Origin of the sequence: Paenarthrobacter nitroguajacolicus (assembly GCF_029952445.1) — a bacterium.
Lineage (GTDB): Bacteria > Actinomycetota > Actinomycetes > Actinomycetales > Micrococcaceae > Arthrobacter > Arthrobacter nitroguajacolicus_B.
In genome coordinates this window covers 69,936-93,788 of the sequence record NZ_JAQPPK010000013.1, presented here as the reverse complement: position 1 = coordinate 93,788, position 23,853 = coordinate 69,936, and the positions used below count along the sequence as shown (strand labels likewise).

The following is a 23,853-nucleotide window of genomic DNA, read 5'->3' as shown; positions in this document are numbered from 1 at the left end:
GACGCAGTCGCTAACCGGCGCCGTGGCCCGGGGCTACTTCCTCGCCGGCCTTAACCGGTCCGGGAGCGGTGCCGTCGCCGAACGGGCGGCCGCCCAGTGATTCCCGGCCGTGGGGCGTGAGCCAGCCGGAAAGATCAGGACCGGCAGGAACGATCTGTGTGGGGTTGATGTCCTCGTGCACGATGTAGTAGTGCTGTTTGATCTGCACGAAGTCGATTGTGTCCCCGAAACCGGGCGTCTGGAACAGGTCTCTGGCGTAGCCCCATAGCGCCGGCATTTCGCTGAGTTTGTTGCGGTTGCACTTGAAATGCCCGTGATAAACGGCGTCGAAGCGGGCCAGTGTGGTGAAGAGCCGGACGTCGGCCTCGGTGATGGAATCGCCCACCAGGTAACGCTGCGTCGACAGCCGTTCCTCCAACCAATCCATGGCGGTCCACAGCCGGGCATAGGCGGCGTCGTAGGCTTCCTGGGATCCTGCGAATCCGCACCGGTAGACGCCGTTGTTGACCTCGGTGAAGACACGCTTGTTGACCTGGTCGATTTCTTCACGCAGGTGTTCCGGGTACAGCTGGGGTGCTCCGGGGCGGTGGAACTCCGTCCATTCCGTGGAGAAGTCGAGCGTGATTTTTGGGTAGTTGTTGGTCACTACTTCCCCACTGGGGACATCCACAATGGCCGGGACTGTGATGCCGCGGGGGTAGTCCGGGATGCGGCGGAAGAATGCTTGCTGGAGTCGCTCAATTCCCAACACCGGGTCTTTGCCCTCCGGATCAAGATCGAAGGTCCAGGAGCGTGCGTCGTGCGTGGGGCCGGGTTGCCCCAGGCTGATGACATCCTCCAAGCCAAGGAGCCGCCGAACAATCACTGAACGGTTGGCCCATGGGCAAGCACGCGCTGCGATCAGCCGGTAGCGTCCCGGCTCTACCGGCCAGCCAGGCTCCCCGTTGGGCCCGGCAGCACCGTCGCGGGTGATCCGGTCCTCGATGTAGTTGGTGTCCCGGTTGAACTCACCGCCTGTGACGTAGGCACCCCGGGTACTGTGTTCGTCGACTGCGCTGGTCTTCTCACTCATCAACCCAGCCTATGCCCGGGCTGTGCCTATCAGAAGCCAACGTAGACTGGCATGATGCGGCTCGTAGCAAGCGATATTGACGGCACCATCCTCGGTCACGACGGAAAAATCAGCGATAGGACCATCAAGGCATTCCAGGCGTGCCGCGACGCAGGGGTGGAACTCGTCTTCGTCACGGGCCGTCCGCCGCGCTGGCTGTACCCCCTTCAGGAGCAGCTGGGACACAGCGGAATCGTGATCTGTTCCAACGGGGCCGTCGTGTGGGATCTCGAAACAGGGAAAGCCTTGTCCTCGAGCGTTTTGGATGCGGAGTCCGTCTTCGAAGCCCGCAGGATCATCAAGTCCATCAGGCCGGACGCATTGTTCGCTGTGGAAACCCTGACTGGTTTCCAGCTGGAGCCGGGCTTCATCGAAAACGAAACCAGCGAGCTGCTTGCCGAATTCACTCCAAAACCGTTGGCCGAGACACTGACGGCGGATGACGCCGTCGTAAAGTTCCTTGCAATCACCCGCAAAGGCACGCCGGACGAGTTCCTGGCGGAGGTGCAGCCAGCGGTCGCGCATCTTGTCTCCACGACGCACTCAGCTCCGCGGACCGCGATGCTGGAGATGTCCGTGCCGGGCATCAATAAGGCCGTCACGCTCGCGAAGTACGCAGAGTCGCTGGGGATCGAAGCGGCGGATGTCGTTGCGTTCGGGGACATGCCCAATGACATCGAGATGCTCCGTTGGGCCGGTCACGGCTACGCCATGGCGAGCGGCCACCCTGAGGCAATCCTCGCCGCCGGGCAGCAAGCACCGCACTTTGACGACGACGGCGTGGCCCAGGTTCTCGAAGCGAAGCTCACCGGGCAGCGGGTCTAGCCTCAGCGCAGGCGGGGTCCTAAACTCAAAGTGTGGTGTTTGAGGATAGGACCCTCCAACCGCACCAATGAGCGCACCGCGCTGAACAAGGACCCGAGGCCTAATTCGGGTCTTTCGTTCATTAACGGCACATCGGGCAATTGCCCAACTCACTAAACATAGCCCGGACCTTGCCGGTTTCTCCGGCAACTACGCAGCGAGCCAGCAGACATCCGCACCCCTGCACCCTTTATGTCAGCGGAGCCGCTGTCATGGGTGCCGGACACCCTCGCCGGCCAGGACCGCAAGGTAGCCTTCCTTGTAGCTGGGGTAAGTGAAGGTGAAGCCGGTGGTCTTCAGCCGTCGGTTCGAACAGCGTTTGTCGCCTGCACCGCCGTCGGACGCCGGGCCGACGGGAGGCTCCGGCAACTGCAGCTCGCCCGCGAGGAAGCGCAGGACGTCGCCGTATTCGGCGGGGTCGTCATCCACACCCAGATACACGGCTTGGGGCTGTTGCTCCATGAGCGCGAGGTGCACGATCATGGCCGCGGCGTCGTCACGGTGGATGCGGTTGGTGTGTTTGGGCTGTGCGGGGATGACGGCCTTGCCGGTCCGCACCTGGTCGATCAGCCGGGTGCGGCCGGGACCGTAGATGCCACCGAGCCGCACGGAGATGGCTTGCGTGCTGCTCCCGACGGTCCGGGCGAATAGCAAGTCCTCGGCCTCCAGCAGCACCTGGCCGCTGAAACGTGTTGGCTCCGTGGGCGTCGACTCGTCCACCACAGCCCCTCCCGAGTCCTTATACACAGCGGTGGATGAGACGAACAGGATGCGCCGGGGCTCGATCGACTGCCGTTCGAGCGCGTCCAGCACGTTCTTCACGCCGTTCACGTACGCGGCCCGGTATGCCTCCTCGGTGGAGGTGTCGGCCGCCACGGCCACCACTACGATGTCCACGTCGGTGGGCAGCTCCGGTAGGGGCTTGGAGAGGTCCGCGCGGACGCCCTGAATCTCCGGCGGGAGCTTTTCGGGGGAGCGGCGCAAGCCCACCACCCGGTGCCCCGCGGCCGCGAATCGCAGCCCAACTTCGGTTCCAAGGTCGCCGCAGCCGGCGATCAACACAGTCATGTCCCTAGTTTGTCAGTCCCGGAGTGTCACCCAGTTCCCAGCCTCCATACAACCGCCGTTCAACTTGCCACCGTAGGCTTCCAGCCAAGGCCCGTTCGCATCGTGTCTACCAGTCGAAATTCAGGGGGAATCATGGCCAAGCGCAGGATCAACGATTTCAACACGGCGCCTTTGCGGCGCATCGAACCCGATCATCACTGGCGCTCGCTGCGCCAGGGGGATCGCGTCAGCCTAAAGCTGGTGCCCGGCTACGAATCGGCTGGCGTGGTGGATGCCGTCACCGGCGATGCCACTGCAGTTTGGGTGGAGCTCGACGGCGGTCGCGGCCGGACGCTGGTCCACGTCAGCGACGGCGTGGAGATCGTTCCGCAGACGACGGCGGCACTCCAGCAGGAGGGTTAGTCCCACCTTTGCGATGGGCTACGCTACGGGAGTGACGCTGCCCTATTTCCTCCGCAAAGACGGCTCGGTAGGTCCCTTGGCCCTGGCTCATCGCGGTTTTTCCCGGGAAGGGCTGGAGAATTCCATGGCTGCGTTCCGGGCTGCCATGGAATTGGGAACCGTGCACCTGGAAACCGACGTACACACCACCTCCGACGATGTCCTTCTGGTCTTCCACGATTCATCCCTGGAGCGGGTCACGGACTCGACAGGGAAGATTTCGGAGTTGACCGCCGCCGAGGTGGCCACGGCGCGGATCGGTGGTGTGGAGCCGGTACCCACCTTCGATGAGCTGGTCCTGGCGTTGCCGGAAGCCCGTTTGAACCTGGACGTGAAGGACTGGAACTCGGTAGAACCGCTGGCGTCCGCGATCGAGAGGCACGGGATTCATGAGCAAGTCCTCGTAACCAGCTTCTCGGACAGGCGTCGCCGTGCTGTCCTGGCGAAGCTGTCGCGTCGGGTGGCCTCCTCCGCCGGGAGCTCGCTCACCGCGCTGTTTGTCCTCCTTGGCCCCGTACTGCCGGCTCCTTTGGCGCGCAGGCTGCTTGCCGGCGTCGACGTTTTCCAGGTCCCCGTCCGTTACGGCCGCTTGCCCGTGGTGACTGCCGGGCTCATCCGGCGCGCACATGGGCTCGAGAGGCAGGTACACGTGTGGACCATCAACGAGCCGACGGAGATGGAACGGCTTCTTGACCTGGGCGTGGACGGGATTGTGTCCGACCGCCTGGACCTGCTCAAGGAAGTGCTGGTTCGTCGAGGCGAGTGGGTCTGACTCGGCGGGACTTAGCCGCGTTCTATGGCGGCCTGGCGCTGCTGGATGGCCCGGATCCTCCCAAGGTCGAACTTCTCGCCGCGGTCGAAGGTGAAGATGCCGTTCTTCTCCTGGAACACGTCCGTCAGCTGCGTGTAGCAATAGCCGAACATGTCCGGGTTATCCAACAGGACGTTGCAGAGGCCCTCGAACCGCTCGTAGAACTCTTCCTCAGTCGCCACCCGCTGGCCATAGCCCCAGGAGCTTTCGACGTCGGCGCCTGCGGCTTCCGCTGCCTGCTTGGCCTCGGCCTCGTTCCACCAGATCCCGCCAAACTCCGAGACGAAGAAGGGCTGGCCGTTGTAGGGGACGGAGTAGTCCACGCCATCGTGTGCGCGGTTGAGGAACGGTTTACCTTCGGCGAGGCCTTCCTGTTCCAGCCGGAACTTGTCAGGGTCCTGCTCGTAGGAGTGGGAATCATAGATGTCCGTTTCCCTGACCCTGTGCGAGTAGCCCGAGGCGTCGATCACTGGACGCGTGGGATCAGCGAGCTTGGTGGCAAGGAACATGGCCTGGGTGACATCGTCCAGCACCGTGATTCGGTCGTGGAGGTGCTGGTGGGTTTCATTGAGCGGGCACCAGCCGATGATGCTGGGGTGGTTGTAGTCGCGCTGGAGGACTTCCAGCCATTGGGCGACGAAGCTGGCGGTGGGCTTCTGGTTATGGCCGATGGTGCCGCCGCCGGAGACACCCCAGTCCCCGAACTCGCCCCATACGAGGTAGCCGAGCCGGTCTGCATGGAACAGGAAGCGCTCCTCGAAGACCTTCTGGTGCAGCCGGGCGCCGTTGAAGCCAGCAGCCATGGACAGCTCGATGTCCTTGACCAGGGCGCCGTCGTCCGGGGAGGTCATGAGGGATTCGGGCCAGTAGCCCTGGTCAAGGACGAGCCGCTGGAAGACGGCCTCGCCGTTGATGCGGACGACTTTGCCGTCCAAGGCCACGGAGCGGATCGCGGCGTAGCTGCTCACTTCGTCCACAGTGTCACCGCTGGCGTCTTTGATGGCCACGTCCAGGTCGTAGAGGAATGGGTCCTCGGGAGACCATGGCCGGAGCTTTTCTGCCGGTATTACCAAACGAAGTGACGGGGCCAGATCGAGGTCTGCACGCACTTTCGCTTCGGCGACTGAATCCGTTCCGGCGCGAAGGGTTGCAGCCACTGTGTGGCCCTGGTGGTTGCGGGACAGCGGAATCTCGACGGTCAGGCTGGAATCAGCAAGGTTGGGAGTCACGCGGAGGCGCTTGATATGGACGTCAGGGACCGCTTCCAGCCATACTGTCTGCCAGATCCCGGTTGTGCGCGTGTACTGGCAATGCGTGTTGTTGTACCAGGTTGCCTGCTTGCCGCGGGCCTGCATTTCGTGCCGTGAATCCCGTGCCCGGACAACAACCACAGCGTCGGCGCCGGGCTCCACCACTCCGCCCAAATCCGCGGTGAAAGGCGTGAACCCACCCCGATGCCGGGCAACCTCGACGCCGTTGACCCAGATCGTGGCGTCGTGATCCACGGCTCCGAAATGGAGCAGCACGTTGTGTCCGGCCCAGTCCTCCGGGATGGTTACCGTCCTGCGGTACCAAACCGCTTCCATGAAATCCACGTGCTCAACACCCGAAAGGGTCGATTCCGGCGCGAAGGGCACCAGGATCTTCCTGTTCAGTTCACGGGTGGCGAGCCCGCGCTCCCAACCGGAATCACCGGCGTCGATCTCAAAACCCCAGGTGCCGTTGAGGTTCATCCACTTGTCGCGGACAAGTTGCGGGCGGGGGTGTTCCGGCTTGGGGATCACTGAATCGGTCAAGGTCTCTCCTTCGGAGGTGGAACGGCGGAGGTGGAACGGCTTGTCCTTTACAACGTTAGAATCTTTGGCTTGCTAATGCGAGGGCTACACGGCGCCGTCCATCAAAGAGGCTGACGTGAGAGGCTGGATCCAGGCGTCCAGCATGCGAGCTGAGGAGATTCCCGTGACCGAGTACCGTTTAGCCATTCTTGATGATTACCAGCAAGTCGCCGGGGACTACGCCCCGTGGGATTCGCTGCTCGACGACGGCATAAAGGTCAGCGTCTTCAGCGCGCCTTTCGTCTCGGAGGAGCAGGCCGTGGCCGCGTTGGCGCCGTTCGACGCCATTGTGGCGATGCGCGAGAGAACCCGGTTTCCGCAGAGTGTCCTGGATTCCTTGCCCAACCTGAAGCTGCTGGTGACCACCGGCATGGCCAATGCCGCGATCGATCTTGAGGCGGCGTCGGATCGGGGAATCGTGGTGTGCGGGACCGGCGGGTCGCCGGCCGCGGCACCGGAGCTGACCTGGGCCCTGTTGCTGGCCTTCGCGCGGAACCTGCCTGTGGAGGAGAACTCATTGCGCGCGGGCGAATGGCAGACCGGCGTCGGGTTTGAACTTGAAGGCAAAACGCTCGGAATCGTTGGTCTCGGCAGGATTGGCAAGCGCATCGCCGGGTACGCCAAGGCGTTCGGCATGGACGTTCTGGCCTGGAGCCAGAACCTCACTGCCGATGCAGCCCGGGCCGCGGGTGCCCGTTTGGTGGGTAAAGAGGAGCTGTTCAGCGAGGCGGATATCGTGACGCTGCACCTGCGGCTTTCCGAACGAACCGAGGGCATTGTGGGTTCGGAGGAACTGCGGCTTCTGGGACCCGACGGGCTATTGGTCAACACTGCCCGTGGACCGTTGGTTGACGAGGCCGCGTTGATCCGCGCCCTGGAGGAGGGCTGGATCCGCGGTGCGGCCCTGGATGTCTTTGACGAAGAGCCGCTCCCCGCCGGGCATGCACTGCTGCATTCCCCGCGGACTGTCCTCACCCCGCACGTCGGCTATGTGACGCATGAGAGCTACCGGAAGTTCTACGGCGAGGCGTTCGAGGACGTAAAGGCGTGGTTGGCCGGAGAGCCTGTGCGGGTCTTGAACGGCTGAAAGCTGACTGCCCCTAAGTTACGCGTCGGCAAGCGCTTTCCCGGGAAAGCTGGCAAGATGGACCCATGCGTATCCTCATCGCCCCGGACAAGTTCAAGGGATCCCTGACAGCCGCCGAGGCCGCGTCAGCCATGGCCGAGGGCGCTCTTCGCGTCTATCCGGATGCCGTAACCACGCAGTTCCCTGTGGCCGACGGCGGCGAAGGCACGCTGGATGCGGCCATTGCTGCGGGCTACGAGGAGCGGAACAATGCCGTGGTTGGTCCAATTCTCAAGCCGGTGGGTGCCTCCTGGGCCATCCGGAAGGACTCCTTCGGTGGGGCCACCGTGGTCATTGAGACGGCCATGGCGTCGGGGCTGGCTCACATGGAGCCCACTCCGGAGAACTCACTGCGCGCCCACAGCTACGGGTGCGGGCAGCTCATAGCGGCCGCCCTTGACGCTGGAGCCACCGAAATCATCCTCGGTGTGGGCGGCTCGGCAATGTCCGACGGAGGCAGCGGCGCCTTGCGCGCGCTGGGGCTCAAGCCCCTCGATGTGGCAGGCAACGTGGTGCCGTTGGGCGGAGGTTCCCTGGCCGACGTCGTGTCTTTGGATGTTTCAGAGCTGGATCCGCGGCTTTCGGCCGTGAAGTTCCGCATCGCCGTCGACGTCCAAAACCCGCTGTACGGGGCCGACGGCGCTGCGCACGTTTTCGGTCCGCAGAAGGGCGCTGACGAGGACGCCGTTGAAAAGCTCGACGCCGGTCTCCGCAACTGGGCATCGCTCCTTCGGGAAGCGACCGGCCGTGATGTCAACGTTCCGGGGGCTGGAGCGGCCGGCGGTTTCCCGGCGTCGTTCCTTGCCTTCACCGATGCCGCGCTGGAAGGCGGCTTCGCGTTGGTTGCGGGGCTGACGGGACTCGCCGAGCACCTGGGTGAGGCTGACCTGGTGATCACTGGCGAAGGGTCCATGGACGAGCAGTCGCTCACCGGGAAGGCGCCCATCGCACTGGCGGACGCCGCGAGTGTGCACGGCATTCCCGTGATCGCGGTGGCAGGACGCATCACCGTGACACCGGAAGACCTGGCCAAACACGGGATCGTGGCCGCGGCACAGTTGTTGGACGTCGCGCAGCGCAAGGACGGGGTTCCCGATGTGGCCGATGCCGTGGCCAACGCCGCGAAGTACTTGGCCTGGGCTACGAGCCAGGTGCTCGAGGGCGCGTAGCTTCTCCGTTCCGGATCTTCCGGGGGAGGCTACTGCCTGTAGCCCTCAACCTCGCTGATGGGACGGGCCTCGGCCTCGTTGGGGTTCTCACCGGCGTCCTTTTTCGCGCGTCGCTGGCGCAACAAATCCCAACACTGGTCCAGTTGCGCTTCGAGGTGGGCCAGGCGTGCGCGGCTGTCGTCGCTGCCCGAAGGGTTTCCCTCCCCGGTAGATGTGTCGCGGAGTCGGTGCTCCTCCTCCACCAATGCCTGGATTCGTTCCAGAAGATCCTGCTCGTCCATGGTCTCGCTCCTTGGGTTGGCGTTCCGGGCGTTATGTGAAACCTAGTACGACTGGCAGGGTGCGTCTACTGGTGCGTGACGGCATACTTGGGTCATGAAATTCACAACCACCATCGTGGGCGATGGCAACAAGGCCGGCATCGAAGTTCCCTCCGACGTGGTGGACGCGCTGGGGGCAGGGAAGAAGCCTCCCGTAGTTGTGACCATCAACGGCCAAAGCTACCGCAGCAGCATCGCCGTGATGGGCGGGAAATACATGGTGGGCGTTAGTGCGGCGAACAGGGAACTGACCGGCGCTGCCGCAGGTGACACCTTGGAGGTGGGCCTGGAGGTGGACACGCAGCCGCGCGTCGTGGAAGTTCCCGCTGATCTCGCGGCGGCACTGGACGCCGAGCCCGAGGCGAAAACCTTTTACGGGACGCTCAACTACAGCGCCCAGCGGCGGTACGTTGAGCCGATCGGGGACGCCAAGACCGAGGAAACCCGTGCGCGACGCATTGCAAAGGTTGTTTCTGACCTGAAGGCCGGGAAAAAGTAGCATCCCAGGCTGGGCCGCTTGCCCTGGCGGGCGGTTGTGCGGCCCTCCAGGAAAAATTTCAAAGAAAGTGACCTGGACCATGACACGTTCTTCGGGGTGGCGCCACTACTAAGTAGTGACAGGCTGCAGAGCGCATTTCGGATGTAGAACAGCAGCCATGGCCTACGAGGTGTTGAGACCCCCTCCTCGGCCGGTCACGGCGCAACAACCAGGGCCGCTGTTTGTCGGCGGCCTGGTGGTGCGCACGTCCGCTTGCCCGAGCGGACAGTGTGGCCGGCCCGAAAGCAGACCCCCCCTCGAGCCGGCCACACGCACCCACGTCAAAAGGGTGGGCAGCTCGTGGGACTGAGGTAAGTCCCGCCGTCGGGCTTTTCAGTCTTTCCGTAGGCTGTAAGTGCTCACAACGTTGCCCTTGCTGGTGGCGTATTGGTCCTCCAGTACCAGCCTGTTCTGGGGATCTCCGTCCTCGAAAAGGCGCCGACCGGTGCCCGCCACTACGGGGTGGGTCATAAGGGTCAGCTCATCCAGGATGCCCGCGAACAGGAGTTGGCGAACCACCGAGATGCTGCCGCATACCGCGATTTCGCCGCCGTCCCTGTTCTTGAGATCCGTGATGAAATCCTCCAGCGGACCGTTGATCAGGTGCGAGTTCTCCCACTCCAAGGGCTCGGACAACGTGCGGGAGGCGACGAACTTCTCCACTGGATTGATGAAGGCCGCAAAATCATCGTCCTGCGTGGCGTTCGGCCAGTAGCCGGCCCACTCCTGGTAGCTGACCCGGCCCAAAACCACCGTGTCCACAGAGTTGATCATCTTGGTCAAGCCCTTGCCCAGGTCCTCGTCGAAGCTGTCGAACTGGAACTTGAACGGGTCCTGGACCACGCCATCCACGGAGTGGAACAGTCCGGCGGTTACCTTGCGCATGGTTCTCCTTTAGGCCGCGGCCGTTGCCGGGCGACGACGGGACGGCAGTTCAGTGACATTGCTCAGCTCAGTGTTCAAGCGCACGGGAACTTCGAAGAGTTCAGCGTAGACCTGAAGCTCGCCGAGGGCGTCCGTGTCAACGGTGGCTTCGGAAAGGTCCATTTCGACGTTCAGGCCGCCGCCAAGGCTCTTGGTTCGCTGCACCACCGGGTAGAGGCCCTGCACGCTCGAGGTGGTGACGTGACCGGTTGCGGCAATCTGGATCTGTTCGCCGTCAACGTCGACTCGAACAACTACGGAGAGCTTCTCGCTGGTCAATGTGCTGCCTTTCATCAGGTTGCTGCCACGCTGCAGCGCACCCCAGCGTATGTGCCATGTGTGACCTGCGCAACATTACGGCGCGGCAAGTGCCGCCACCTGTTTCGCAGGGGGCGGATGCAAGCGGTCACCAGCCGGGCCATTGTGTAGGCAGCATGGATGTGGGCTCGTGAATCACAAACCCAACTGTTCCGGAAGTTGTCTTTGTGGCTTGCACTGTATGTCGGAGGTGGTCTGCACTGTGTATGGGTCTGGAAAAAGGCGGTCTTTGTCGCGGTGGAGTGATTGACCCACTGAAGGCTTCTTAGGTGCTCCCAAAATGGCGCTGAATGCTGGGCGTAGTGCGGGCGACGAGGGTCTCGAATTCGAGTTCAGCGATGGGCTGGATGTGGAAGAGGTGGCGGGCAATGGCGACGCCGAGAAGCTCGGCCATTGCCAGCGCGATTCCGGCCCGCGCTCCGGCCGGCATTCCGTCGAACGCCGTGTCGCCGGTGGGTCCAGTCAGCAGATTTCGGAGGCGCGTCGATGCGGCTTCGTTGCTGATCCCGGAACGTGCGAGCGTCAGCATCTGCTCTCGCGTGGCGGGCGCCTCCCACAGGCCAAGATAACAGCGTGTCACCTGCTCGCCGCGCGTTTCGATCGGCCCGGTCGAGAGTGCGGCCGCGATGCCGCGCCGAGCCTCCTCGGGCAGCTCGAGGGTCTCCGCGAAAAGCCCGTCCTTGTTCCCGAAGTAGTGCGACAGCAGGGCGACGTCGACGCCGGCTCGCATCGCGATCAGGCGCAGGGTAGCGCCACGGTAGCCGTGAGCGGCGAATTCCTGGCGCGCGGCAGCGATGATCGACGCACGGTTGCCACCGCCGTTCACAGGTCTGCCCGTGCGCATCCCGGTCTTCTTCATGCGTCCATATTATCCCAAATATCATCATTTGTTGACATCATCAATTGATGATGTGATGATCAGGCGGTAGCGGCAGGGTGCCGCTCTAAAACTCCGAAGAAGGTCAGGATGAGATGGTTCTTGCGCCATTGGTACGACATTGGCGGGGTGCTGGTGATCCCCACATTGCTGTGGGCGATGCTCGGTAACCTGCCGACCCTCCAGCTCATACTGGTGCTCAACCTCGCAGTTATCTTCATCCATCAGTTCGAGGAGTACCGCTTCCCCGGAGGCGAGCCGTGGGTCCTCAACGAGGTCTTCATGCGCAAGGGGAACCCGACAGCACCCGTCGACCGCCTTCCCACCAACGAGCTCTCAAGCATCTGGATCAACGGCATGGCCTGGGTGCTCTACTTCGTCGCCGCACTCTTCCCCGACCAGGTCTGGCTGGGGCTGGCCCCCATTCTGATGGGCTTTCCCGCGCAGTTCGTTGTGCACGGCATCATCACCAATCGCAAGCTCAAGGCCTGGTACAACCCCGGCCTCGGCGCGGTGGTCCTGGGACACTTGCCTCTGGCGATCTGGTACGTCGTCGCCGTGTACCAGGAAGGCCTCATTCGCTGGTGGGACTGGGGTATTGGTATCTTGCTGCTTGGCTTCTTCATGGGGTTCGTCATGCAGCTTGTCGGCTTCCACATCCTCGCCCCGCGCGGAACAGAAAAGCACTACTACGCAGCCGCCGAGTACAACAAATGGGACCGCGTCCGTCGCCTTCAGCGGGCAGGGATCACTCCGGGGACCCTGTCTGCTTCCGAGTGAACCGATCGTGTTACAGCGACAGAGCCTTTCGCCGTCGGGCCGCGGTTCCCCGCCGGCGAGACGTGCCGGATTCGCCTGCACCCAACGCGAATGGCCCGTCACTGTGCGTGGGCAGTTTCGCTCCCAATGGGATAGGTAGGCAGCGAGAAGTTGCTCAGAGGCAGTTTTGGCCACCATGCGAACTTAACCAACCAGCCAAACGCAAGTGCCGCCGTCGTACTTCTTGTGAAAGTACGACGACGGCACTTGCGTTTAGTGCCCAGGTGACCGCTAAGCGGTCTGGCCGGCGTGCTGGCCCTCGGAGATCTCCTCGACCACCTTGGCGTTGAAGGCCGGGAGGTCGTCAGGGTTGCGGCTGGTGACCAGGCCCTGGTCCACCACCACTTCCTCATCCGTCCAGTTGGCGCCCGCATTCTTCAGGTCCGTCTGGAGCGTGTGGTATGAGGTGACGTTGCGGCCCTTGATTACTCCGGCCTCGATGAGGATCCACGGCCCGTGGCAGATCGATGCCACCGGCTTGTGCTGCTCGAAGAAGGCGCGCGTGAAGTTCTGGGCGTCCTTGTCTACGCGCAGGTGATCGGCGTTCACGACGCCGCCGGGCAGGACCAGCGCGTCAAAGTCCGAGGCGTTGGCGTCTGCGACAGCGAGGTCGACGTCGAAGGTGTCACCCTTCTCCACGCCGTTGAAGCCCTGGAGCTTGCCCTTTTCGGGAGCGATCAGAGTGGGTTCGCCACCTGCGTCCTTCACGGCCTGCCAGGGGCTGGTCAGTTCCACCTGCTCGACGCCGTCCGTCAGCAGGAATGCGACCTTCTTGCCGGTGATGTTGTGTTCTGACATTGTTCCTCCTCTTGTACGGCTGCTTTTTGGGCGTGTGCCGCTGCTGCGAGAGTTGTTTGTCTGACCCGTTCAAGCCTAGGGAACGTTGAGTTAGTAAGCAAGCTGATTATTTGTTGGAGTGTGCTCCATTGTCGTCTCCCGTTTTGCCGATGCGGCCGGGCGCGGCAAGGCCGAATAAAATAGGCCTATGTCCAGGCGGCGTGGGGCCTGGGAGTAAGGGTTCGAATCCTTCATCTGCGGAGACTCATTATCAGAAGATCATTCAGCTTTAAGCTGCGGACGTGGCCATCCCGTCCGGGCGGGGCAGAGGCTGCGCCGTGACCGCCCTTCAGGCTGACGGTGAAGGCCGACTGACGCAGTACCACGTACCCCAGGATCTGACGGCGGAGCAGAAGTTCGATCACTGGCGCCATTGGTACGGAAGTGCAGTGGAAACCCCTATGAGGCTCGAGAGGCAGGGCGGGCAGCCCGGTCCCTCCTTTAGCCCGACCGCTGCGACTTTCGGGGTTCCTGATGTCAGCCTTATCGAGGTTCGGAACGAGCCCGTGGCGGGGTTTTGGAGCGGGAATCCAAGCTCGCATGATGTGAGGCTGGTGTATTTCAGGCACGCCCCCTCAGTGACACTTTGCGCTCCTGAAGCCTTGCCGGTCCAGACGGGCTACGTGGGCTTCCTCGATGTTGCACGCAATGGTGGCTTTGAAGCGCCGGCAGGGTTGCATGCGTTCCAGGTCAACATCAACCGGTCACGACTCGATCTTGACGAGCGGTCCTACTCGCGCTTGCTCCGGCAGCAGGATCTGAGCGACCACCCGCTGGTGAAGGGCTTCGTAGTGCCGTCCTTGGTGAACTGGAAACAACCCGGCCTTGGCAGCGAGGCCGCAGGTGTGGCCGACATCCTTAAGTCTGTGGTCGCGGCTTTGGTCAGTTCGCTGCTCCAAGTACCGGCTGATGGTTCACTCCTCGAGCCCGGGAGGCGACTGGCGATAAGGCAGTACGTGAAAGCCAATTTTCGGAACCGGGATTTGGACCCCGACGGGATTGCAACGCATTTTAAGATCTCCCGCCGAACCCTCTTCCACCACTTCGAGAATGAGGCCATGTCCTTATCCAGCTATGTCCGGATGCTGAGGACGGTGATGGCGCTGCAGCTTCTCACAGATCCCGCCGCCAGGAAAATGCCCTTGACCGACATTGCGAACGCCAGCGGTTTCTCAAGTCTCCAGTCAATGCGCCGGGCCTTGAAGGAGACTACGGGACTCACCATCAGGGACGCCCGTCAGCACGAGTCATTGGCGCGCACGAGCATCGCCAAGCTGCGGGAATCGTTGTCTCTTTGAACCTGCCCCAGCGCGGCGTCTGAACTTCACAAGATTGCTGGTGTTGCACTCTTTGATACTTTCGGGTCCATTCCCGGCGCTTATTGACGCTTTGGCGTTTGGAGGCGTTTCCGGGCCTTCACGGTGAACTCCGGCTGGTGATAGGTTTCAGTCGATTTCCGCCGGCGATGATGGGGTGAGCACACAGCAGGAATCGGTTCCCAGCCGTTGGGGTCCAGCGCAAGCCAGACGGACCCCGTGTACGAGGAGTCACCATGTGTACTCATGCCAACGACCAAATCTGCCTGCACTCGCCCCGGCTCCTCAGGGCATCCATTGCCAAGTCGGGTCCCGACTGCCTTCTCGAGTTCGAGTACGACGGAAAGCTTCCGTGCACGGGGGCCTTCATCGTGGGTGTCGAGATGTCCGTGGGGAGCCGCACGGATATTCGGCACTGCTGCATCGAGTTCCACGACGGCGTACCAACAGGCGCCTTAACCTACGATTTCAGGGGCCACTGGCAGGCTGACCACGGACCCGTAGGTTCCCTGGACGGAACCAACATTGTGCGGGGACGATTTCCGGCTTGGTGCTTCAGTGGTTGGACGCACAGCAGAGCCACAACGGCTTTCGCCATTCAGAACGGAGCAACCACCCACTCCGGCGTCCAAGTGACCAAGGGAACTCTCAGCCGGAGGGAGCGATCAGACCAGCTCCACCTCGAGGCCTGTTGAACGCAATGACGTCAGCATCCGGGGGTCGAGGCCGTCATCTGTAATGACAAGGTCCATGTCCGTCAGCTCTGCATGTTTGCAATTGCTGACCTTGCCGAACTTGCTGTGGTCGGCCAGCAGAATGCTCTGCCGCGCACTCGCGTGCATGAGTCGCTTGACTGCCGCTTCGGAAGCATCGTTGGTGGTGAGGCCGCGGTCGAGGGAAACAGCGGTTGTCCCAAGGAATGCAACGTCAACATTGATTTCCGCCAATGCCCTGGCCGCCCAATCGTCCACTTCCGCAGAGGTAACCGGGCGGACGCGGCCCCCCAGTGTGTAGACGGTCAGCAAGGGGGCGTCCATGAGTGCCACGGCAATGGAGAGGGTATTGGTGTAGACCCTCAAGGCACGGTCACGTGGCAGTATTTCGGCCAGCTTCGCGGTGGTGGATCCACCATCCATGAGAACTGAACCATTGTTTGGAAGGTGCCGGAGGGCCGCCCGCGCTATGCGTTCTTTTTCCTCGACGCGGGCCGTTCTCGCGGCTACTGGAGGCTCGTACGTGATGCGCCCCACGGGAATGGCACCTCCGTGGACCCGGCGGAGGAGGCCGAGTTGCTCAAGGGCAACAAGGTCCTTGCGGACGGTTTCGTTCGTGACACCAAGTTCCAGGGCGATGTCCGCGGCATCCGCCCGGCCGCTGGTCCGGAGCGTGGAAAGGATAAATTCTCTTCTTTGGTCCGCATAGGGAGCGCGCGTGTCCGGGCGCCCGCTTACTTGTCTTGCGGCTGGGGTCACGGTTACCTCCTGCTGAGCGGTTCAGCCGTCTTGCTGATACCTCCCTAACGGTGTCATGAAATCCTAGCCGACGAGAATTCGGAAAGCGGGCCGGCAGTATTGACCGGCACGCATGCGTTACAGTCGCCGGACGCAACCGTTGGCGCGCGAATGCCTCCACCCGATTCCCTAGGAATTTAGCGGAGGCATCCACACTGCTTTGGGCAGGTCGGCGCTTATCCCAGTTCGCCGGATCCGGCGTGGGCCAGCGGGAGCAACTGATCCCACAGTTCCGCGGGAATGTCCCACTCGGCAAGGTCCGCGGTTTGGGCAACCCGGCGGGGCTCGGACATGCCTACGATGGTAGATGCCACGCGGGAGTCCCTGGTGGAGAACTGGAGCGCCGCAGCAGCCAGCGGCACGTCGTATGCCTTGCACAGCTGTTCCATCTTCCGGACCCTTTCCACGATCGCCTGGCTGGCTGGGCGGTAGCAGTAGTTGGGGACTGCGTCCGGCCCCTTGACCAGCATGCCACCGCCGAACGGTGCGGCATTTACGAAGGCAACGCCACGGGCCGCCGCGTCTTGGATCAGGGGTTCAGCGGTCTGGTCGACGAGGGTGTAGCGGTTGTGGCTGATGACCACATCAAAGGCGTCGGTGGCCAGGTACTTCAATTCGAGGTCAATGGGGCCGCCAGCGACACCCAAGTGCTGAATGACGCCCTGATTCTTCAAATCCACGAGAGCTTCAAGGGGACCACCGGCCTCTGTTCCTTCCTCGAATGAGATCTTTTCGGGATCGTGAAAATAGACCAGCTGCAGCGTGTCCAATCCCAGGCGTTCAAGACTTTCCTCGACGGACTTGCGTACGCGGTCACCCGAGAAGTCAGTGGTGCCGACGATCGGATCCACCTTGGTGGCGAGGACAGTGCCCTCGGGCAGGCCACCAACTTCCTTGATGGCTTCGCCGATCCGGCGTTCGCTGTCTCCGCCGTGGCCGTATTCGTTGGAAGTGTCGATGAAGTTGAACGGTCCTTCGAACACCCTGCGGATGGTCTGTACTGCTGTTTCGTGGCTGACCTCGTAGCCGTACTGGGTGGGGTGGCTGCCCAAGGCACTTGTTCCCACGCAAACGGAGGAGACAGAGAGCCCGGTGCGTCCCAGGGTGCGGTTTTGCATGTTGTGTGGTTCCTTCGAGTCGGTGTTATCTGGTTGCTTCCAGGCCCTTGAAGGGGCCTGTTGGTCCTGGCTGATGTACGGTGGGGGCGTTATTGGCTGGGATCTGCCATGGCTGTGACGTGGAGTTGGTTGTCCCCCCGGAGCCAGCTGCTTCATGGATGAGGAGCGAAAGGTAATGATCTTGGCAGGCGTCCGCGAGGGAGTAGCCCAGATGGCGGTTTTCCGGGAGTGTGTTGCTGAGGCAGGTGGCCATGGCGATCTCCTCGTCGGAGAGCCGGGCTCCGCGAAACGGATTCACATAAAGCATTTCTCCGGCTGCGCTGAGGGTGTCCAGATCGAATCCTTCGAGGTTTCCGTCAACACCGTACTGGCGCCGTTCGACGGACGCGCTGACTGGGTCGCCGTCGTTGTTCAACCAGGTGAGCCGGTTGCCCGTGAGTTCGGCGTGGCTTCCCCGGAGTTGGAAGTGGCGCCCCCGCAGCGGGTTGAACCACTGGGTGTCGGTGAAGTCGTACAAACCTGTTTTCGAGCCTGAGCTCAAGAGTGCAAACGTGGCATTAACGTCCTCAAGCTTCGTTCGATCCGGTTTGCCCTGCCGGTCCGGTCCGCCCATGAGTGCGGTCGGTTGGGACGTCGCCAGAATCTGAACCTGCCCGTGTCCCAGAGCCAGCACCGAGCGCAGTACGGCGATGGCGTGGTAGTCGTGCGTCCACGATATTGTCGCGGAGCTGACCTCCCCGAATTTTCCGGAGTCAAGGAGGCAACGGACGGCCTGGAAGACGGGAAGATATGGGTGCTGCTCTGCGACCTGTACCAGCCCGGTGGCTCCCACGTCGTGCCACAGCGCGCGCAGGGACGGGAGATCTGCGGCGGGTGGTGTTTCCGAAAGGACAGGAATGTTCAGTCCAATGAGCGCACGGATAACGTCCGGATTGGCCTCCCGGGGGACGCAGGTGACTGCAAGCTCCGGGTGGAGGTCGCTTACTGCATGCTCGATGGTGCGATAAGTGGGAATGCCCCAGTGCTGTTCCATCTCCATCCCGCCTTCTGCCGTGCGGGTGACGGCGCCGACACAGGAGAAGAGGTGAGGAAGGCGTCGGGCGATACGAAGGTAGAAATCCGCACGCCAGCCCCTGCCGACAATAATGAAACGATGCGGTCCCCGGCCCGTCATGGCGTTCATGCCCCCGGGACCAATACTGCCCGACCCTGCAACTGACCGTTCTTCAGCTTCTGCAGAACCAGGTTGGCCTCGCTGAGGGGGAAGTCTTCGTGGACGGCATGGAGTTTGCCGTCCACTGCCAAGTCCAGTACGTCCGCCATGTCCTGACGGGTTCCCAGGACCGTTCCCACAATGGTTTTCTCGTCACCGATGTCCATGACGCCCACGGATTGTGACACGCCGAGGACGACGCGGCCCCCAGGCCTGATGACGCGCAGCGCTTCGGCCACGGTCTTGTCCGACGGGGCGAAGACGATGGCGGCGTCCTGCGATCCCTCCCGGAGCACTAAACCCCCTTCGCCGCCGGAAGGCACATAGCTTCCATGGGCGCCAAGTTGTTCAGCGAGGGCACGGGCTTTGGGGCTGCGGGATACGGCGTTGACGCGGGCGCCTGTGATGGCGGCCATTTGCAGTGCCAGATGGCCAACTCCGCCGACGCCGAATACGGCCACGTTCCGACCGGGGCGCAGGCGTGCCTTTTTAAGGGCGCCGTAGGCAGTGATGCCAGGGCACAGTAGCGGCGCAGCTTCGGTATCGGACAGGGAATCGGGGATCTTGCACGCGAAGTTGGCCTTGGCCAGCATGACTTCGGCGTAACCGCCGTCGCGCGTCTCGCCGGTGATTTGGCGCCGTCGACAACGCTGTTCATGGCCACCGACGCAGTGTTCACAGCGGCCACAAGTGGACCAGATGGGTTGGACGCCGATCCGGTCGCCTACCGCGAGATTGGACACGCCGGGACCCAGGGCCTTAACCCGGCCGATGACCTCATGGCCCGGGATGATGGGCAGCGCGGCGGGGGTGCCCGGCAACCAGTCACCTTCGATCATGTGCAGGTTGGACCGGCAGACCCCGCAAGCGAGCACACTGATCGCAACTTCTCCGGGTCCCGGAACGGGTTCGGCGACCTCGCTGTACTCCAGCGGATGGTTCTCGATGGGGCCGGGGGCCCGGAGGAGGGCGGCGTACATGCGTCTACCTTTCGAACTTTCAGTCTTTGTGTTGGAGTAGCGGGCGTCCGGCGTGGGCCGGACGCCCGCATGGTTCTCCCTCTGCAGGGAGTTGTGGCTAGTTGCTCGACGGCGCGGTGAGGAGTCCGCGTTCCATGAGGTTCTGGATGTTCATGCCACGGCGCTTGGCCTCGCGGGCAAGCCAGCCTTCGGCCGGAAGCTCGTTGAGGTATTGGTTCTTCTGGTAAATCGGCTGTTCGTAGATCCCGGCGTACATCTCGGTGCGCAGATCCTTGAACCAGTTGGTGACGCCGTTGGCGGCCCGGGAACGTCGCAGCGCCTCCAAGTCGACTACGGTGCTTACGAAGGAGTCACCGCCGCTGACGCCCTCGTTCTTCACCAGCACCCGGCCCTTGTGGTCAACAATCATCGACTGCCCGCCGAAGAGATCGAAGAGGCTGCCATCGTCATTGCGCTGTGGTCCAAGGTTCGGGGCGATCACCACGGCCTGGTTGAACATGGCGTGGGCGCGGTTCTGCAGCTCCCACATACCCATTCCGACCTGCGGTTCGATGAGCGTGCCGCGGATGATGAGTTCGGCTCCGTTCATCGCAAGGCCACGTGAGGTCTCCGGGTAGGCACCTTCGTGGCAGATGATGTATCCGATGTTGCCAATCTCGGTCTTGGCGACCGGGAAGAAGGCATCCAGAAGGCTGCCGTTGCCGCGCTTCTGAATGAATTCATCCCAGATGTCGTGCGGGTTGGTGGTGCCCAGGGCGCCGCCTTCGTAAGCGTCGGAGGTGGACTTGTAGCGCTTGTAGATGACGTCGCCGTTGGGGTCGATGATGAAGGCTACGTTGAAGAGGTGGCCGGGGAAGTCATCGTCGCGGACCAAGTAGAGTTCCGCGGCGATGTAGGTGTTGAGCTGGCGGGCCTTCTGCCCGAGGATCTCTGTTTCCGGGCCCGGGATGGTCATAGCGAAGGCTTCGTGGGCCTCGCGGTTACCGGCCTTGAAGTCCGGAAGCATGCCCTGGATGGCCATTTCCGGCAGGACAACGAGCTTCACGGGCGCACCATCGGTTGCCGCCACCATAACGGCCGGGTCCATGAAGTCACAGATCCGCTTGGTGTTTTCGATGGCGTCTTCGCGCTTCTTGATGGTGTGGACGGTGTTGGACAATGCCACGACGGCATACGGGTCAACCATTTGTTGTTTCTCTTTCTTTTTCGCAGCGCCACCTGGGGATCAGGCAGCGGGTGTTCTTTCGGGGTGGTCAGGGAGGCCGGTACGGCCGGGTCAGACTTTCTCGAGGATGTGGTCGGCGCTCAGATAGGCCAACGCCTGCAGGGTCTGGGTCGGGTTGTATCCGGACAGGGTGGGGAACTGGCCGCCTCCCACGACGTACAGACCCTTGCATTCGTGGGACTCACCGAAAATGTCGACGACGGAATCCGCGGGATTCTCGCCCATCCGGTGTGTTCCCACCTCGTGGGTGGACAGGTGGTAGGCCGGGGGTGTTGGTTCCGACCAGAACTGCGTGGCGCCCATTTCCTCGGCGATGGCGCGCTTGACCTTCTCGAAGTACCGCAGGGCGGCTAGGTCATGCTCTGACCAGTCATGCGTGATGCGCAGGGCCGGCTGGCCGAACTTGTCCTTCACTACCGGATCAAGGTCGCAGTAGTACTTCTTGGATGGGAAGCTGGGCACTTGGTTGTGGATGCCCATGAGGCGGCGGTAGTTCTCGGAGAACCAATCCTTGAATCCCTGGCCCCAGCGGCGCATGCCGGGCGGAAGGTTGTGGGCAGCCTCAATGGGTTGGAGATCCCCGGGAATGCTGGTGAGGACCGATCCCCACAGCACACCTTCATTGTTGTCAGGCACTCCGTCGCAGTTCAGGTCGTCCACAACACTGGCGGCAACCAAGGGTGCCATGAAGGGGTTGCTGAACTCCGGCAGGACCACACTGCACCAGCCGAAACTGTGCGTCATGAAGTTCCGGCCCACTTGTCCGTTGGCGTTGATGCCGGAGGCGAGCAGCAGGCGGCTGTTTTCCAGGGCGTAGCAAGCCACTACCACCAGGTTGGATCGCACTTGGTGGACGTTGCCCTCGGCATCGAAGTATGAAACTCCGGTGATCCGGCGTCCGGAGGCGTCACGATCCAGCCTGAAGGCCCGCGAGTTGGAGCGGATTTCAAGGTTGCCTGTCTGCAACGCTGCCTCGACTGAGGTGATGCGGCTCGACTGCTTGGCGTTGACGTGGCAGAGGAAGCCGTGGCAGAAACCGCAGTACTCGCAGCCTTTGAGCGACTTGTAGTCCGTTGATGCCACGGCCGCCGGCTGCTGGAAGGGACGGTATCCCAGGCGCTGGCAGGCCGCCTTGAACCGGTCGTCGGCCGCGGCAGTGCGTAGCGGGGGCATTGGGAAGCCCCGCTCACGGGGGGATTCGTACGGGTTGCCCTCCGGGTCCGGCGCACCCTTGATGTTGCCTGCCCGGCCCGAGACTCCAAGTTCCCACTCCACGCGGTCGTAGTAGGGTTCGAGGTCCTCGTAGCCGATGGGCCAGTCCACCATGGTGGAGTCCTCATCCAGGGCATCGGATCCAAACCGTTCTTCGATCAGGGATTTCATCCGAAAGTCCGAGTCCCGGTGGCGCCATGAGGCGCCGCCCCAGTGCAGGGTTCCGCCGCCCGGACCTATGGAAGGCGGCAGGTGTAGGGGTTCGCTGTTTCCCCGTACCCCGGCGGCCCAGGGGAGCAGGCGGGCCGTGGACTTCTCGTCCGGCCGCCAAGTGACGGGGTCGGTTGCCAGTTGCGGGACGAGGGAGCCGCGGGAGTAGTACTTGACTTCATCCTGCTTGAAGGTGAATTCCTCGGTTGTGTGCACGGGACCCTTGTCCAGGGCCAGCACCCGGATCCCGGCCTTGGTCAGCTGTTCGGCGATGATCCCGCCGGATGCTCCCAGTCCGACGACGATGGCCTCTGCAGTCTCAGTCATCTGCGCGCCTCAACTCTCTACGTAGATCTTCAAGGGTCTTGATGGGGATGGTCTTGGAATCGAAACCGGGCCGCATTTGCTCGGCGTTGTAGCCCCACTGGGCTCCCGGGAAGCCGACCAATTGCCACCCCAGGGCCTCGTGGTTGCCGCCGTATTGCGGATCGCAGAACATGCCCTGGATGGTGTGCTCCCAGACGAGCGCAAAGAACGTTGCCAGAAGGCCTTCGTCCTCGGGACCCTGCGGGGCGCCCGTGGATTCAACCGCTGAATTGGCCTCGATGCGCTCCAGCACCTGGTCTTTGCGTTCGTCGGACAGCTCCGCGAACCGTTGCCCGTAGAGCTCGGATGTGAGGGCATTCAGGGCCGTAACTCCGTCCCGGTAGCAACGGCGCAGAGCCTCGTCCTCGTCAGCTACGGTCCTGTCTATGTAGTTGATGACCTTGGTTTCCCTGGCGCCGGGCTTTCCGTCTCCGCTGGGAAAGATGCGTGCGCAGACCGCGTCAACGGTTTCGGCTTCAGTTTCCGTGAGGAAAACCCAACGCACTTTCGTGGCCTCGTTAGCGGCGGGCATTCGCGTCCTCCTTCTGGTTTGCAGTCTCAGCGCCTGCCGGTGTTTCATGTGCGGGCAGGCCTGTGTAGCGCTGCTGGAAGAGAACTTTTCGTAGGGCCCCGGGCAGTTTGTTACCCACCCCACTGGTAAACAGGACCGCCAGGAGGATTACAGCGCCCTTGACGATCAGTTGGGGCTGGGCCTGGATGCCCAGCAGGTCCATGATGTTCAGGATCACCGCAATGATCAGGCCTCCCAGGACGGCGCTAATAGGGTCGCCGGTACCGCCGAAGAGTGAGGCACCGCCAACCACGACGGCGGCAATTGCGTTGAGCTCGTAGCCCTCACCGATGATGGCGCTCCCCTCGGTGAGCTGAGCGGCGATCATCACGCCGCCCAGACCGGCCAGAAGGGAGGACAGGCAGTAAGCGCCGATGATGTCCCGCTTGATGGGAAGCCCGGACAGCCGGGCCGCTTCTGCGTTCCCACCCAAGGCGAACAGCCTTCGACCGAAGCGTGTCTGGGCCATGACCACCGCGAAGACGATGGTCACCAACAGGGCGATCATGACCGGTGCGGGCATCGGGCCGAGGTTGGCGGTGAAGGCCGCGAGAAAACCTTGGTCTTCGATGGCTACCTGCCTGCCCGTCTGGAGCATGTAGGCCACGCCCCTGGCGATGCTCATCATTGCAAGCGTGACGATGAATGGCGTGATGCCGCCGTAGACGATCATGAGGCCATTGAATATTCCGATCAGCCCGGCAGTGAGGAGCGCCAGGAGGAGGGCGACTGGCCAAGGTGTGCCCTGTTGAAGGGCCAGACCGACTATCACCGATGACACCGCCGCAACAGCGCCTACCGAGAGGTCGATGCCACCGGTGACAATGACGAGGTACTGTCCGACGGCAAGGATGGACACCACAGAAGCGGTGATCAGGACCGATATGAGGTTCCGTGAGGTCATGAAGTGCTGGGAGAGGGCGCTACCGACCAGAAGGACGATGGCGCCCACGGCCAGCAGGTATCCCTTGGAGCCGAGCGAAGAGACGAACGTGCGGAGCGAGGTAATGGTGCCCGGCAGACTCTGGAACGGTTTCCGTGCTGTCGGCGGGGGAGTGGTATTGGTAGCCACG

At 62.7% G+C, this 23,853-nt stretch carries 25 protein-coding genes; 9 read left to right on the top strand and 16 right to left on the bottom strand.

Annotation, left to right across the window (positions count from 1 at the left end):
- Positions 1–10 precede the first annotated feature (10 nt).
- On the bottom strand, positions 11–1,072 hold the full coding sequence (locus PJL15_RS11495; protein WP_281451274.1) for a glutathione S-transferase family protein: 1,062 nt from the start codon (positions 1,070–1,072) through the stop codon (positions 11–13).
- Between the two features lie 54 nt (positions 1,073–1,126).
- Here PJL15_RS11495 and PJL15_RS11490 point away from each other — a divergent pair, with 54 nt between their 5' ends.
- On the top strand, positions 1,127–1,936 hold the full coding sequence (locus tag PJL15_RS11490) for an HAD family hydrolase (protein ID WP_281451328.1): 810 nt from the start codon (positions 1,127–1,129) through the stop codon (positions 1,934–1,936).
- A gap of 249 nt (positions 1,937–2,185) precedes the next feature.
- On the opposite strand, the gene PJL15_RS11485 is transcribed toward PJL15_RS11490, so the two are convergent.
- Entirely contained in the window at positions 2,186–3,043 is an 858-nt protein-coding gene (locus PJL15_RS11485; RefSeq protein WP_281451273.1) for an SDR family oxidoreductase, read from the bottom strand.
- 132 nt (positions 3,044–3,175) lie between these two features.
- On the opposite strand from PJL15_RS11485, the gene PJL15_RS11480 reads away from it, so the two are divergent.
- Together PJL15_RS11480 and PJL15_RS11475 are read left to right on the top strand one after the other, a co-directional pair.
- On the top strand, positions 3,176–3,445 hold the full coding sequence (locus PJL15_RS11480; protein WP_281451327.1) for a hypothetical protein: 270 nt from the start codon (positions 3,176–3,178) through the stop codon (positions 3,443–3,445).
- A gap of 13 nt (positions 3,446–3,458) precedes the next feature.
- A complete protein-coding gene (locus tag PJL15_RS11475) occupies positions 3,459–4,256 on the top strand; it encodes a glycerophosphodiester phosphodiesterase (protein WP_281451272.1) in 798 nt (265 codons plus the stop codon).
- An 11-nt stretch (positions 4,257–4,267) separates the two neighbouring features.
- Here PJL15_RS11475 and PJL15_RS11470 read toward each other — a convergent pair whose 3' ends face one another.
- Positions 4,268–6,028, bottom strand: coding sequence for a glycoside hydrolase family 2 protein (locus PJL15_RS11470; protein WP_281451326.1), 1,761 nt, complete (start codon positions 6,026–6,028; stop codon positions 4,268–4,270).
- 205 nt (positions 6,029–6,233) lie between these two features.
- Between PJL15_RS11470 and PJL15_RS11465 the strand changes: the two genes are divergently transcribed.
- Entirely contained in the window at positions 6,234–7,217 is a 984-nt protein-coding gene (locus PJL15_RS11465) for a D-2-hydroxyacid dehydrogenase family protein (RefSeq protein ID WP_281451271.1), read from the top strand.
- A gap of 65 nt (positions 7,218–7,282) precedes the next feature.
- Entirely contained in the window at positions 7,283–8,425 is a 1,143-nt protein-coding gene (locus tag PJL15_RS11460; RefSeq protein WP_281451270.1) for a glycerate kinase, read from the top strand.
- 29 nt (positions 8,426–8,454) lie between these two features.
- Here PJL15_RS11460 and PJL15_RS11455 read toward each other — a convergent pair whose 3' ends face one another.
- Positions 8,455–8,706 carry a DUF2630 family protein gene (locus tag PJL15_RS11455; protein ID WP_281451269.1) on the bottom strand — a complete coding sequence of 84 codons (252 nt, stop codon included), beginning with the start codon at positions 8,704–8,706 and terminating at the stop codon, positions 8,455–8,457.
- 94 nt (positions 8,707–8,800) lie between these two features.
- Between PJL15_RS11455 and PJL15_RS11450 the strand changes: the two genes are divergently transcribed.
- Complete coding sequence (locus PJL15_RS11450) at positions 8,801–9,244, top strand: YdeI/OmpD-associated family protein (RefSeq protein WP_281451268.1); 444 nt, start codon at positions 8,801–8,803, stop codon at positions 9,242–9,244.
- Between the two features lie 372 nt (positions 9,245–9,616).
- On the opposite strand, the gene PJL15_RS11445 is transcribed toward PJL15_RS11450, so the two are convergent.
- From PJL15_RS11445 to PJL15_RS11435, 3 genes are all read right to left on the bottom strand, one after another.
- Positions 9,617–10,168, bottom strand: a complete 552-nt coding sequence (locus PJL15_RS11445) for a dihydrofolate reductase family protein (RefSeq protein WP_281451267.1) — start codon at positions 10,166–10,168, stop codon at positions 9,617–9,619.
- A gap of 9 nt (positions 10,169–10,177) precedes the next feature.
- A complete protein-coding gene (locus PJL15_RS11440) occupies positions 10,178–10,501 on the bottom strand; it encodes a hypothetical protein (protein ID WP_281451266.1) in 324 nt (107 codons plus the stop codon).
- A 289-nt stretch (positions 10,502–10,790) separates the two neighbouring features.
- Entirely contained in the window at positions 10,791–11,384 is a 594-nt protein-coding gene (locus PJL15_RS11435; protein ID WP_281451265.1) for a TetR/AcrR family transcriptional regulator, read from the bottom strand.
- 108 nt (positions 11,385–11,492) lie between these two features.
- On the opposite strand from PJL15_RS11435, the gene PJL15_RS11430 reads away from it, so the two are divergent.
- On the top strand, positions 11,493–12,182 hold the full coding sequence (locus PJL15_RS11430) for an HXXEE domain-containing protein (RefSeq protein WP_281451264.1): 690 nt from the start codon (positions 11,493–11,495) through the stop codon (positions 12,180–12,182).
- Between the two features lie 270 nt (positions 12,183–12,452).
- Here the strand turns inward: PJL15_RS11430 and PJL15_RS11425 are convergent, their stop codons facing one another.
- Entirely contained in the window at positions 12,453–13,019 is a 567-nt protein-coding gene (locus tag PJL15_RS11425; protein ID WP_281451263.1) for a type 1 glutamine amidotransferase domain-containing protein, read from the bottom strand.
- Between the two features lie 317 nt (positions 13,020–13,336).
- Here PJL15_RS11425 and PJL15_RS11420 point away from each other — a divergent pair, with 317 nt between their 5' ends.
- Together PJL15_RS11420 and PJL15_RS11415 are read left to right on the top strand one after the other, a co-directional pair.
- Positions 13,337–14,356, top strand: coding sequence for an AraC family transcriptional regulator (locus tag PJL15_RS11420; RefSeq protein ID WP_281451262.1), 1,020 nt, complete (start codon positions 13,337–13,339; stop codon positions 14,354–14,356).
- Positions 14,357–14,610: 254 nt separating this feature from the next.
- Entirely contained in the window at positions 14,611–15,069 is a 459-nt protein-coding gene (locus PJL15_RS11415; RefSeq protein WP_281451261.1) for a hypothetical protein, read from the top strand.
- On the opposite strand, the gene PJL15_RS11410 is transcribed toward PJL15_RS11415, so the two are convergent.
- The 8 genes from PJL15_RS11410 to PJL15_RS11375 all read right to left on the bottom strand — a co-directional run bounded on the left by PJL15_RS11410 (position 15,040) and on the right by PJL15_RS11375 (position 23,852).
- Positions 15,040–15,846 carry a DeoR/GlpR family DNA-binding transcription regulator gene (locus tag PJL15_RS11410; protein ID WP_281451260.1) on the bottom strand — a complete coding sequence of 269 codons (807 nt, stop codon included), beginning with the start codon at positions 15,844–15,846 and terminating at the stop codon, positions 15,040–15,042. The two genes, PJL15_RS11415 and PJL15_RS11410, sit on opposite strands and share 30 nt — an antisense overlap.
- Positions 15,847–16,061: 215 nt before the next feature.
- Positions 16,062–17,003, bottom strand: coding sequence for an aldo/keto reductase (locus PJL15_RS11405; RefSeq protein WP_281451259.1), 942 nt, complete (start codon positions 17,001–17,003; stop codon positions 16,062–16,064).
- A gap of 25 nt (positions 17,004–17,028) precedes the next feature.
- Positions 17,029–18,186: a Gfo/Idh/MocA family protein gene (locus PJL15_RS11400; RefSeq protein WP_281451258.1), complete on the bottom strand. Its 1,158-nt coding sequence runs from the start codon at positions 18,184–18,186 to the stop codon at positions 17,029–17,031.
- Positions 18,183–19,196, bottom strand: a complete 1,014-nt coding sequence (locus tag PJL15_RS11395) for an alcohol dehydrogenase catalytic domain-containing protein (RefSeq protein ID WP_281451257.1) — start codon at positions 19,194–19,196, stop codon at positions 18,183–18,185. The genes PJL15_RS11400 and PJL15_RS11395 overlap by 4 nt, the downstream gene beginning before the upstream one ends.
- Before the next feature lie 97 nt (positions 19,197–19,293).
- Positions 19,294–20,382, bottom strand: coding sequence for a nitrilase-related carbon-nitrogen hydrolase (locus tag PJL15_RS11390; RefSeq protein WP_281451256.1), 1,089 nt, complete (start codon positions 20,380–20,382; stop codon positions 19,294–19,296).
- A 90-nt stretch (positions 20,383–20,472) separates the two neighbouring features.
- Positions 20,473–22,170, bottom strand: a complete 1,698-nt coding sequence (locus PJL15_RS11385) for a GMC family oxidoreductase (RefSeq protein ID WP_281451255.1) — start codon at positions 22,168–22,170, stop codon at positions 20,473–20,475.
- Complete coding sequence (locus PJL15_RS11380) at positions 22,163–22,741, bottom strand: gluconate 2-dehydrogenase subunit 3 family protein (protein ID WP_281451254.1); 579 nt, start codon at positions 22,739–22,741, stop codon at positions 22,163–22,165. The genes PJL15_RS11385 and PJL15_RS11380 overlap by 8 nt, the downstream gene beginning before the upstream one ends.
- Complete coding sequence (locus PJL15_RS11375; protein ID WP_281451253.1) at positions 22,728–23,852, bottom strand: ABC transporter permease; 1,125 nt, start codon at positions 23,850–23,852, stop codon at positions 22,728–22,730. The genes PJL15_RS11380 and PJL15_RS11375 overlap by 14 nt, the downstream gene beginning before the upstream one ends.
- Position 23,853: the final 1 nt, after the last annotated feature.